We start from the raw sequence: 11,705 nt of genomic DNA on the forward strand, positions 1-11,705 counted from the left end.
CATCCAGTCAAAAAAGGCGGCGGGAGGGCCCGCCGCCAGTTTCGGGAGGTTTACTTGATCGCGTCCCAGGCCTTCTGGATATCAGCCGCCACATCGGCTGCGGACTTGCCGCCGACATAATCGACCATACCTGTCCAGAAAGCGCCCGCGCCGATCTTGCCCGGCATCATGTCGGAGCCATCGAAGCGGAATGTTGTCGCATTCGTGAGGATTTCACCCATCTTCTTGGAGGGCGCATTGGCATAGGTGTCGGGGTTGACGCCCTTGAACGGTGTCAGGAAGCTCGACTGCGCCATCCAGACTTCATGCGCGATCGGCGTCTTCAGCCATTCGATGAAAACGCGAGCCGCCGGCGTATCCTTGGTGATCGTCACCAACGTGCCGGCACCGAGGACCGGATTGCCGAGATCGGGCTTGGAGGCATAGGGCGGTAGGTAGAAGAAGTCCGCATCTTCGCCAACCTTCGTTCCTTCCGGGAAGAAGGACGGGATGAAGGAGGCCTGGCGGTGCATGTAGCACTTCGGCGGCGAAGTGAAGAGGCCCTTCGGGCTGTCACGGAAATCGGTCGAGGCCACAGCCTTGGCGCCGCCTTCGACAAACTTGTCGTTCTTGGCAAACCAGCCGAATTCATCAATGGCGCCGACAACGGCCGGATCGGTGAAGGGGATCTCGTTCTTGACCCACTGGTCATAGACGGCAGGTGTCTGCGTCCTGAGCATCATGTCTTCGACCCAGTCGGTTGCCGGCCAGCCGGTGGCGCCGCCCGAACCGAGCCCGATGCACCAGGGGGTGCCGCCATCGGCGACGATCTTTTCGGTCAGAGCCTTGAGCTCTTCCATGGTCTTGGGCACTTCATAGCCGGCATCGGCAAAATTGTCCGGCGAATACCAGACGAGCGACTTCAGGTCAGCCTTGTAGGAAAAGCCGTAGAAGTGATTGGCGCCGTCCTTGCCCTTGTAGGTGCCGAGATCGACCCAGGACTGGCCGGCGGCGTAATTATCCTTCATCCAGGTCGCGGATGCTTCGCCGAGGTCAACAAGGAAACCCTTGGAGGCGAGATCGGCCAGAAGGCCCGGCTGCGGCAGGATGGCGATATCCGGCGGGCTGCCGGCCTGCGTATCGATGACGATCTGCTGCTCGTAGTTTTCCGAGGACGAGTATTTCACCGTCACACCGGTCTGCTCTTCGAAATAGGCGAACACGGAGCGGAAAAGGGTTTCGTCTTCACCGCGCCATGGGCCGAAGATCGTCAGGGTCTGGCCCTTGAGGTCGTTGCTCTTCTTGAATTCCTCGAAAGAAGCCCAATTGAACTTCGCATCTTCACCCGGCTTGAACTTGAGCTCGGCGGCCTGAGCGGCGCCGGCGAACAGCGCAATTGCTGCAACGCCCATCAAAAAAGACTTCATCATCCGATAATCCTCCCGTGGATCTGGAATGTTTTTCGCCGCAGCAGGGCGGCATGGTTCAAAGCGTTTTCGGCTGAAGGGCTTTCAAGATGTCAACCTCCCATTTGAAAGCGCTTTAAAACAATAAAGCGCATCTCCTGCGGGAAAGTCAAGCGATTTCACCGGACAAATTGGCGCATTTGCTTGGCCGATTTGTCCTGAAATATGATTAGTGTATTTAATAACAGATGTTTAGCTGATGATTGCATAGCCACCTGAAGCCATCGAAGCGCGCCGGTATCGACTGTGAAACTCTTCGATTTTTCAATTGATGGCGCTTTCAAAAATTGTCATATTTAAAGTCTGGGATCGAGCGGGGAGGCTCGATGCCAAGTGCGGTCCGGTGCTGCCATCGGGGGAGGAGACAAGGTCATATGAACCTGAAGGAATTTGCTCAGGCCATCGGGATGAGCCAGACGACCGTAAGTCGGGCCCTGTCGGGCTATCCCGAGGTCAAGCCCGAGACCCGCCAGCGCATTCTCAAGCTTGCAGACGAGTTGGGCTACCATCCCAACCGGTCGGCTGCCGGACTTGCAACCGGCCGCGCGGGTGCAGTCGGTATCGTTCTGAAGGAAGCGACGGGCTTCGATCCCAATACGACCGAATTCATGGCCGGGCTCGGGACCCGGCTCGAGACAGGCCAGATCGATATCCTCATCACGGTGGTCGATAACGAAGCCGGTGAACTGGCGGCCTATCGGCGCCTGGCTGCCTCCAAGCGCGTGGATGCGGTGATCGTCCATACGCCGAAAACGGGGGACGGACGAATGGCTTTTCTGAAGGCCCTCGGCATGCCCTTCATCGTTCATGGCCGCGGCGTTGAAGGCGAGGGCTATCCCTGGCTGGATATCGACAATTTTGGCGCTGTCCATCGCGCGACCAGCTATCTGCTGCAACTCGGCCACCGGCAGATCGGCCTCATCAATGGTGCCCGGGGCGATGTGTTTGCCGAGCACCGGCTTGCCGGCTATCGCAAGGCCATGAAGGATTACGGAATTTCGGCTCCCGAACGATGGATTGTGCACGGGCCGTTCACTGACGATGTCGGCTATCGGGCGACGCAGGATTTCCTGGCCCTTCCCGATCCGCCGACGGCGCTCCTGGCCGGATCGATGATGACGGCGCTCGGGGTCATGCGCGCGGTTCGCTCGGCCGGGCTTGCGCTTGGAGCCGATATTTCGCTGATCGCCCATGATGATGTGTTCAATTACATCAATGCCGATAACATGGTGCCGACGGTGTCGACCACCCGATCATCGATGCGCGAGGCCGGTGCGCGGATCGGCGATCTGCTGCTTCAGATGCTGTCGGGTCGCGATATCAGCAAATTCAGCGAGATCTGGCCGGTCGAACTGGTCTTGCGAGAATCCACCTGTCCGCCGCCGGTCAACCGGTAGCGTTGAGAAACGCCGCCACGGCGGCGATCGCTTCCTGCTTGACCTCGGCAGAGGAGCCGGAAATGTCGATTGCGAGGACTGACGGTTCACCCTTCGGCGGTTCCAGAACAGCCAATTGGTTCTTCAGCAGCGAGACCGGCATGAAATGGCCTTCGCGCCTGCTCATCCGCCCGGTCAGGAGCTCTTCCGAACCCTCGAGATAGACGAACAGCACGCGTCCGGCATGTCGCAGGCGGTCGCGGTAGGCCTTGCGCAGCGAGGAGCAGGACACGACGACCGACCGTCCCTCCCGCTGGGCGTTGCTGATGATCTGGCCGATGCGATCCAGCCAGGGCCAGCGGTCTTCATCCGTCAGCGGAATGCCGTTCGACATCTTGTCGATGTTCGCCGGCGGGTGCAGTTCGTCGCCCTCGACGAAATCGATTTTCAGCGCAGCGCCGATGGCGCGTCCGACCGAACTCTTGCCGCAGCCCGAGACGCCCATCACCACAATGGCCCAGGGTTGGGCTTTTTCAGAGACTGGTTGTGATACCGCCGTCGACATAAAGCGTGTGTCCGTTGATGAAGGAAGAAGCGTCGCTTGCCAGAAACACAGCCGCCCCGATCAGTTCGTCGACTTCGCCCCAGCGCCCAGCCGGGGTTCGTTTTTCGAGCCAATCGGTGAATTGCGGATCTTCGACAAGGGCCTTGTTGAGCGGAGTGCGAAAGTAACCCGGTGCAATGGCGTTGATCTGAATCCCGTGCCGCGCCCAATCGGCACACATGCCGCGGGTGAGGTTGCGAATGGCGCCCTTCGTCGCAGCATAGGGCGCAATCGATGGGCGTGCCAGCTCGCTCTGGACGGAAGCGATGTTGATGATCTTGCCGCGACCGCGTTTCAGCATGTGGCGGGCGACAGCCCGGCTCACATAGAAGGCGCTCGAGATGTTGGTGGTCAGCAACGCGTCCCACTTGTCGTCGGGAAACTGATCGAGCGGTGCGCGATGCTGCAGGCCCGCATTGTTGACGAGAATATCGATCGGGCCGATGGTACTCTCGATGTCCTCGATGGCGGCATTCACGGCTTCGGCCTGTGTGACATCGAAGGCGAACGTGCCACAGGAAAGCCCGCGGGCGCCGAGCGTTTCAGCTGCTGCATGGAGCCGGTCCGCATCGCGGCCATTGATCAAAACCCTGGCGCCATGTTCGGTGAGACCTCTGGCGAGCGCCAGGCCGATGCCCTGGCTCGAACCGGTAATGAGGGCGATCCTTTGCTTGAGATCGAACAGTGATGACATGCGGTTCCTCCACGCATGTCAGTAACATTTCTTGGTGGTATGGAAAACCGGTGTGATCGGGCCGGCTGCGTTTTCAGGGCCAGTCATGATAGCTCGATGCCAGCGGAATGGTGGTCTGGTCGGGAGACGATTGTGCCAACGCCCGGTAGCGGGCCGGGGAGACGCCGGTCTTGCGCTTGAAGAAATGGCTGAAATTGGCCGGGTCGCGAAATCCCAGCCCATCCGATATCTCCTGGATCGAACGGGCAGACCGCTCCAGCCGCAACCTTGCTTCCTGGACCAGCCGGTCATGGACGAGTTCGAGGGGAGAGCGGTCCAGCGTTCGTCTGCAAATATCGTGCAACCGGTCGGGAGAGATTCCGAGCTCGTTCGCATAATCGCTGATCGCACGATGATGACGAAACGAGAGTTCGACCGCCTGCCGGAAACGCTGCAGAATGGCGCCGGCGCTCGCCGGTGCTTCGCCTGCCTGCTGGCTGACATCGGCGAGACGGAAAGACGCCATCAGGATCAGTCTGGCGTAGGCTGCGATCACCATGCGCGACGCCTTGGTCTCCCGCTGCATTTCGCCGAGGAAACCGGCGAAAAGCGGCGCAATTTCCCGCACGGTTTCGCTGGCGAGAAATTCCGAGATCGACAGATTGCCGGCGAAGAGGCGCAAAGCCGACGATTCTGCGTGATCACCTGTGGCTTCGGCAAAGATTTCCGGCGAAACGCCGACAAGAGAACCATGGGCGCCAGCTGCAAGGATGATGGTTTCGCTTTCCGACGGCGGGAAGAAGATGATGGCGGGACCGGTTATCGCGGGAGCGTCACTGTCGCCCGACAGGTATGCCTGGCCTCCAGAAAGAAACAAGGCGTGATGAAACCACCGTTGCGGTGCCCGGCCGATGCGGAAGGTCCGTCTGGAGATGCTGGGCTCCATCCATTCGCCGCGCGCATCATGATGAATTCCGGATTCAAGGGGCATGTCGGATGCTGTCAGTGGATCGGAAAGCCCTAATACACCAGATAATCACAAATATACACCAGAAATCGACATTCCTATCTTGTTTCCCTGCGCTACTGTCCTGTCATGCCTTTGGGAGGAGGCTTAGAATGGCATCGTCGGAGCGCAATTCTCAGACAAGCACTGCTCGTGTCGACCCTACTCGTGGGGTTGAGCCGGCGCTTGCCTTGCGCAATGAACAACAGCCCTTCCTCGCCTCCCTGCTGATTGGCGGTGAAGCTTGCCCGGCGGAGAAAGATGCCGTGTTCGAACGTCGCAGCCCGGTCAGCGGTGAGCTGGCAACCATTGCTGCCGCTGCGAGCGCTGATGATGTGCAACGCGCCGCCAGAGCTGCCGCAGCGGCTTTTCCAGGCTGGTCGCGGACCTCGCCTTCCGAACGTCGGCGCCTGCTGGAAGCGGCTGCCCGTCGGCTTATGGAACGCAAGGCGGATTTTACAGCCGCCATGCTGCGCGAGACAGGTGCTACCGAAGCCTGGTGTTCCTTCAATGTCGAACTCGGGAGCGAGATTTTCATCGATGCGGCCGGCATGACGACAATGGTCGCCGGTTCGATGGTTCCGTCGAACCGACCGGGCGTCCAGTCCTTTGCAATGCGCCAGCCAGCCGGTGTTTGTCTGGCGATCGCGCCCTGGAATGCACCCATCATCCTGGGTGTCCGGTCGATTGCCATGGCACTGGCTTGCGGCAACACTGTCATCTTCAAGGCTTCGGAACTCTGCCCCGCGACCCATCGTCTGATTGGCGAGGTCCTGACGGAAGCCGGATTTCCCGCCGGCGTCGTCAATGTGATCAGCAATGCGCCCGCCGATGCATCCCTTGTCGTTGAGGCGCTGATTGCCCATCCGGTGGTCCGCCGGGTAAATTTTACCGGCTCGACAAGGGTCGGCCGCATCGTCGCACAGGTGGCGGCGCGTCACCTCAAGCGCTGCCTTCTCGAACTGGGTGGCAAGGCCGCCTTCCTCGTGCTGGACGATGCCGATATCGGCGAAGCCGTCAAGGCGGCCGCCTTCGGAGCCTATTTCAATCAGGGCCAGATCTGCATGTCGACCGAGCGGATCATCGTGATGGATGAGGTCGCAGAGGAATTCGTCGGTCGCCTAGCCGAGAAGGTCGCGACATTGAAATCCGGCGATCCAGCGCGAGGAATCTTTCCCATCGGTGCCATGATCACCGCCGAAAGTGCGCGTCGCGTCCGCTCGCTGGTCGAGGATGCGATCGGCAAGGGGGCGACACTTCTCGCCGGCGGCGAGGCGCACGACGCCTTCATGGATGCGACGCTGATCGACAATGTCACCCGTTCGATGCGGATCTATCGCGAAGAGAGTTTCGGCCCGGTCTCGGCCATCATCCGGGTATCGAGCGTCGAAGAGGCGATCACCGTCGCCAATGATTGCGAATATGGCCTGTCCGGTGCTGTCTTCGGTCGCGATATCGGACGTGCGCTCGAGGTTGCGAGCCGGATCGAATCCGGCATCTGTCACATCAATTCAGCCACCGTCGCCGACGAGCCGCAGGTTCCGTTCGGTGGCGTCAAGGCGAGCGGCTACGGCCGCTTCGGCGGAGCTGCCGCTCTCGATGAATTCACCGAGTTGCGATGGGTAACGCTGTCGACCATGCCGGGCAGCTATCCTTTGTGATCGCGCACGGAGCATCAGAGAAACCAACATTCGTTCGGGAGGAAAAGATGACGAATGATATGACCCGGAAAGGCGGCTTGACACGCCGCGAAATGCTGGCGGCCTCGGCCGTCACCAGTGCTGCGCTTGCCTTTGGTATCAAGCCGGCCTTTGCCGCAGATACGCTGAAGGTCGGCTTCATCAGCCCGCGTACAGGTCCGCTCGCCGGTTTCGGCGAAACCGACGGCTATGTGCTGGACGTGGTGCGCAAGGCGCTTGAAAAGGGCATCGAGATAGGCGGCAAAACCTATGCTGTCGAAATTCTCGACCAGGATACCCAGTCGGATCCGTCGCGCGCCGGACAGCTTGCCAAGGATTTGATCAACAACCAGGGCATCGACATGATGCTGGCGGTCTCGACGCCGGAAACCATCAATCCGGTATCGGATGCCTGCGAGGCTGCCGGTGTACCCTGCCTTTCCACCGTCATGCCCTGGGAAGCCTGGTATTTCGGCCGTGGCGCCAAGCCCGACCAGCCGTCGCCGTTCAAATGGACCTACCATTTCGGTTTCGGCGTCGGCGAATTCCACAAGACCTATGTTTCGCAGTGGAATCTGATCGAAACCAACAAGAAGGTCGGGGTCATGTACCCCAACGATGCCGATGGTAACGCGATCCGCGCCAACCTGGCACCTCTGCTTGCCAAGGACGGTTTCACGATCGTTGATCCGGGCGCCTACGAGACCGGCACCACCGACTTCTCGAGCCAGATCGCGCTCTTCAAGCAGGAAGGCGTCGAAATCATCAACACCTTCCCGATTCCGCCGGATTTCGCCACTTTCTGGCGCCAGGCGGCCCAGCAGGGTCTGCACAAGCAGGTCAAGATTGTACAGGTCGCCAAGACCGGCCTTTTCCCGTCGGGTGTCGAAGCGCTTGGCTCGCTCGGCGTCAACCTGGCGAGCGCTGCCTACTGGCACAAGGCCTTCCCGTACAATTCGTCGCTGACGGGTGTTTCGGGCCCGGCGCTGGCCGATGGCTATGAAGCGGCTTCCGGCAAGCAATGGACGCAGCAGCTCGGTGCAACGCTTTCGCTCTTCGATGCTGGCTTTGCAGCGCTCAAGGCTGCAAGCGATCCGAAATCGAAGGATGCGGTGGCAAAATCGCTATCGACCCTCAACACGGTGACGATTGCCGGCAAGGTTGATTTCACCTCCGGTCCGTTCCCGAATGTGTCGCCGGGCCCGATCATCGGCACCCAATGGGTCAAGGCGCCCGAAGGCTCGAAGTTCGCGCTCGACTATGTGGTCACGGAGAATGCCACCGATCCGAACGTGCCGGTCGCGGCCAAGCTGCTGCCCTATAACGGCTGAGATCAAGGGTCGCGATTGTGAACATCAACGAAAATGGAACCGGCGCGAGCCGGTTCTCGGGGAAGGGCATCCACAAACGTTTCGGTGCCTTGAAAGTCCTCGAGGATGTCGACTTTTCGATGGGCCTGGGTGAGGCGGTGGGGATTGTCGGGCCGAATGGCGCCGGCAAGACCACGCTGCTTGCTACGCTTGCGGGTGCTTTTCCGCCAAGCGCGGGCTCGGTTTCCTTCGCGGGGCGTGATGTGACCGGCATGACGGCAGCCGAGCGCTGCCGCCTCGGTCTTGTCCGGACCCACCAGGTGCCCAAACCGTTTCTCGGCATGACCACCTTCGAAAATGTCTATGTCGCGGCCTCTCATGTCCGGGGAGCCAGTCGTGAAGACGCCTATGAGCGGGTGGTCGATTCGCTGTCACTCTGCGGCATGCTTTCGGTTGCCAATCGGCGGGCCGAAACGCTCGGCCTTCTCGATCGCAAGCGGCTGGAGCTTGCGCGGGCGCTCGCAACGGGTCCGAAAGTGATCCTGCTCGATGAGATTGGCGGCGGCCTGACCGATTCCGAAGCGCAGGAACTGGTTGCAACCATCCAGGAACTGCGTCGCCGCGGCATCGGCATCGTCTGGATCGAACATATCGTGCATGTGCTGCTCCAGGTGGTCGAACGGCTCGTCTGCATGGATGCAGGCCGGATCATTGCCGATGGCGAACCCAATGCCGTCATGGCTGATCCGCAGGTGGTGAAGGCCTATCTCGGAGGCGGGCCAAAATGACGATGCTTCAAATTGAAAATCTCACGGCCCGGCATGGGCTTCTCGAAGCGGTACGCGGCGTCAGTCTCTCCATTCGCAAGGGCGAGACCGTTGCGCTGGTGGGTGCCAATGGTGCCGGCAAGACGACATTGATGCGAACACTTGCCGGTGCGCACTCGGTAACCTCCGGTCATATCCGGATTGCGGGAGAGGATGTCACGGCGCTGCCTTCGCACCAGCGGGTGCGGCGCGGCATTGCGCTTGTGCCGGAGGGTCGTCGGATGTTTACTTCCATGACCGTGCGGGAAAATCTCGAGCTTGGTGCGATGGCCGGTCGATCCGGAACCTGGACGGTCGACCGGGTGCTGGAAATCTTCCCCAATCTCGTCAAGCGGATCCATTCGAAGACCGGGCATCTCTCCGGCGGCGAACAGCAGGCCACGGCCATCGGTCGCGCCCTGATGAGCAATCCCGACATTCTCCTGCTCGATGAACTGTCGCTCGGCCTTTCGCCTCTGGTGGTCGATCGGGTCTATGCCTCGCTTGAGGGTCTCATCACATCCGGCACCACCATTCTTCTCGTCGAACAGGATCTGTCGCGCGCCATGGGCGTGGCCGATCGCGTCGTTTGTATGCTCGAAGGCAAGGTGGTGCTGGAAGGCGATGCCAAGACCCTGACCCGCGATGCGGTGACCGAGGCCTATTTCGGCCTCGACCGGTCGAGCCGCAAGGAGGTGCATGCATGACCAACCAGATTATCCAGGGCATTCTGCTCGGCGGCTATTATGCGCTGATTGCCTGCGGCCTCAGCTTCATGTTTTCGGTCATGCGCATCATCAATCTCGCCCATGGCAGCTTGGCGGTCGTGGCTGCCTATCTGATCTTCGTGCTCAGCGAAAAGGCGCATCTGCCGCTCTGGCTCTGCCTGCTGGTCTCGGTGGCGGTGATGGCCGTTGTCGGCTGGCTGATCCAGCGGCTGATCCTCGAGCGATCGGCCCGTTCGGGCCAGCTTCTGCCGATCCTGTCCACGTTCGGCCTGTCGATGGTGATCGACAATACGCTGTTCGAACAGTTTGGTGCCGATACGCGGTCCCTGGCTGGAGCGATCGGCGATCTCTCCTGGGATTCATGGGAATTGCCGGGTGGCCTCTTTGTCGGCAAGCTGCCGGTCATCATCTTCGCGACGGCCGTCATCATGCTGGCAGCCCTGCAGCTGATGCTGACGCGGACGAAGATCGGCCGGGCCATTCGTGCGACCGCTGAAGATCCCGATACGGCGGGTCTCGTCGGTATCGACGCACGGCGCGTCAACGCAACGGCTGCAGCGATTGCGCTGGTGACGGTGACGATCGCCGGCCTCTTTCTCGGCATGCGGGCCACGTTCGAACCCTATTCCGGGGCGCCGCAACTGCTGTTTGCCTTCGAAGCCGCGGTCATCGGCGGTGCCGGTTCCCTCTGGGGAACGCTCGCGGGCGGGATTATTCTCGGCATCGCCCAGACCTTCGGGGCGTCCGTGCATCCGCTCGGCTTCCTCATCGCCGGCCATGCCGTCTTTCTCGTCATTCTCTTCACCCGGCTGATTTTCCCGGATCTGGCACTGCTGCCAGCCAGGATTCTTCGCATGGGAGGTGCATCATGAACAGCAACTCCGTTTCCACGCTGGCCCAGGGCATTACGATCGAACGCTGGACCCGATCGTCCCGGATGGCCGTTGTCATCTCGATCATCGTTCTCGTGGCCTTGGCACTGGCGCCGTCGGTTCTCGGCGCCGGCAGTATCGACCGCATGACGGCGCTTTTCATCTACATCATCATGGCCGCGATGTGGAATGCACTGGCCGGTTTCGGCGGACTCGTCTCGGTCGGCCAGCAGGTTTTCTCCGGGCTCGGAGCCTATTTCACGGTGCGGATTGCCGACCGTGGGATCGATCCTTTCGTCGCGATACTGATTGCAGGGCTCGTGGTCGCGGTGGTTTCCTATCCGCTGTCGCTGGTCATGCTCAGGCTCAAGGGTGGGGAATTTGCCATCGGCATGTGGGTCGTTTCCGCGCTCACCCATCTCTGCGTCAATCTCGACGGATTGATCCAGGGTGAGACGGGTACATCGCTGATTTCCCTCAATGCCTATGATTCCGGCATGCGGCGCACCATCATCTACTGGCTGGCGCTTGTGGCAATGGCGGCCATCCTCTCGAGCCTGTTCGTGCTGCTCAGAAGCCGCACCGGTGCTGCCATCCAGGCGATCCGCGACAATGAGGATGCAGCGCTATCGCTCGGTGCCGATGTCGTCGGAACAAAGCGCCTGCTCTTCGTTCTGGCCGCTGCCGGCATCGGCATCGCCGGCGCGCTCTGGCTGGCGAGCGCAACCAGCTTCCAGCCGAAAACCTATTTCTCGGTGCAATGGACCGCCTACATGATCTTCATGGTGCTTGTCGGCGGCATCGGCACCTTCGAAGGTGCCATCCTTGGCGCCATCATCTTCTTCGCGATCGAAACCTGGTTCGGGGCGCTCGGGGTCTGGTACCTGATCGGCCTCGGCCTGATCGCACTGCTCTTCGCCCTCTTCCTGCCCAAGGGCCTGTGGGGCGAAATCGAAAGACGCTTCGGCCTCTCTCTCATGCCGGTCGGCTACCGGCTCAAACTTCCATCCGAATTGAAAGTGAAGGAGTAATCTGATGTTATTTGGCAAAACCCTGGTGATCACGGGCGTTGCGTCCGGGATCGGCGCTCGGACGGCGGAGATGGCGCTCGGCATGGGTGCCGACGTGATCGGGATCGATGTGCGCGCGCCGGCCAATCCGGGCCCGAATTTCCTGCAGGGTGACATCTCGTCACCTGCCGGAATT

The 11,705-nt window shown here is 60.7% G+C and carries 11 protein-coding genes and 1 pseudogene; 8 read left to right on the forward strand and 4 right to left on the reverse strand.

The window, feature by feature from the left end:
- Positions 1-50 precede the first annotated feature (50 nt).
- Positions 51-1,409, reverse strand: a complete 1,359-nt coding sequence (locus Q4481_RS21550; protein ID WP_304378479.1) for an ABC transporter substrate-binding protein — start codon at positions 1,407-1,409, stop codon at positions 51-53.
- Between the two features lie 362 nt (positions 1,410-1,771).
- Here Q4481_RS21550 and Q4481_RS21555 point away from each other — a divergent pair, with 362 nt between their 5' ends.
- Positions 1,772-2,842 (forward strand): LacI family DNA-binding transcriptional regulator, encoded by a 1,071-nt coding sequence (locus Q4481_RS21555; RefSeq protein WP_304378480.1) that lies wholly within the window; start codon positions 1,772-1,774, stop codon positions 2,840-2,842.
- Here Q4481_RS21555 and Q4481_RS21560 read toward each other — a convergent pair.
- From Q4481_RS21560 to Q4481_RS21570, 3 genes are all read right to left on the reverse strand, one after another.
- The gene (locus tag Q4481_RS21560; protein WP_304378481.1) at positions 2,832-3,386 is read right to left on the reverse strand and encodes a gluconokinase; all 555 of its coding nucleotides are present in this window, start codon (positions 3,384-3,386) and stop codon (positions 2,832-2,834) included. The genes Q4481_RS21555 and Q4481_RS21560 overlap by 11 nt on opposite strands.
- Positions 3,355-4,119 carry an SDR family oxidoreductase gene (locus Q4481_RS21565; protein ID WP_304378482.1) on the reverse strand — a complete coding sequence of 255 codons (765 nt, stop codon included), beginning with the start codon at positions 4,117-4,119 and terminating at the stop codon, positions 3,355-3,357. Before Q4481_RS21565 ends, Q4481_RS21560 begins: the two co-directional genes overlap by 32 nt.
- Before the next feature lie 73 nt (positions 4,120-4,192).
- Positions 4,193-5,089, reverse strand: coding sequence for a helix-turn-helix domain-containing protein (locus tag Q4481_RS21570; RefSeq protein WP_304378483.1), 897 nt, complete (start codon positions 5,087-5,089; stop codon positions 4,193-4,195).
- Positions 5,090-5,217: 128 nt separating this feature from the next.
- On the opposite strand from Q4481_RS21570, the gene Q4481_RS21575 reads away from it, so the two are divergent.
- The 7 genes and pseudogenes from Q4481_RS21575 to Q4481_RS21605 all read left to right on the forward strand — a co-directional run.
- Positions 5,218-6,765 (forward strand): aldehyde dehydrogenase, encoded by a 1,548-nt coding sequence (locus tag Q4481_RS21575; RefSeq protein ID WP_304378484.1) that lies wholly within the window; start codon positions 5,218-5,220, stop codon positions 6,763-6,765.
- 59 nt (positions 6,766-6,824) lie between these two features.
- Entirely contained in the window at positions 6,825-8,114 is a 1,290-nt protein-coding gene (locus Q4481_RS21580) for an ABC transporter substrate-binding protein (protein WP_377353348.1), read from the forward strand.
- Positions 8,115-8,131: 17 nt separating this feature from the next.
- Entirely contained in the window at positions 8,132-8,881 is a 750-nt protein-coding gene (locus Q4481_RS21585) for an ABC transporter ATP-binding protein (RefSeq protein WP_304378486.1), read from the forward strand.
- Positions 8,878-9,606, forward strand: coding sequence for an ABC transporter ATP-binding protein (locus Q4481_RS21590; RefSeq protein WP_304378487.1), 729 nt, complete (start codon positions 8,878-8,880; stop codon positions 9,604-9,606). Before Q4481_RS21585 ends, Q4481_RS21590 begins: the two co-directional genes overlap by 4 nt.
- Complete coding sequence (locus tag Q4481_RS21595) at positions 9,603-10,499, forward strand: branched-chain amino acid ABC transporter permease (protein WP_304378488.1); 897 nt, start codon at positions 9,603-9,605, stop codon at positions 10,497-10,499. The genes Q4481_RS21590 and Q4481_RS21595 overlap by 4 nt, the downstream gene beginning before the upstream one ends.
- Positions 10,496-11,530: a branched-chain amino acid ABC transporter permease gene (locus Q4481_RS21600; protein ID WP_304378489.1), complete on the forward strand. Its 1,035-nt coding sequence runs from the start codon at positions 10,496-10,498 to the stop codon at positions 11,528-11,530. Before Q4481_RS21595 ends, Q4481_RS21600 begins: the two co-directional genes overlap by 4 nt.
- A 4-nt stretch (positions 11,531-11,534) precedes the next feature.
- Positions 11,535-11,705 (forward strand): annotated as a pseudogene (locus tag Q4481_RS21605) (coniferyl-alcohol dehydrogenase); the annotation flags it as partial.

This window comes from Fluviirhizobium alvei, assembly GCF_030551875.1.
Taxonomy (GTDB): Bacteria; Pseudomonadota; Alphaproteobacteria; order Rhizobiales; family Rhizobiaceae; genus Rhizobium_E; species Rhizobium_E alvei.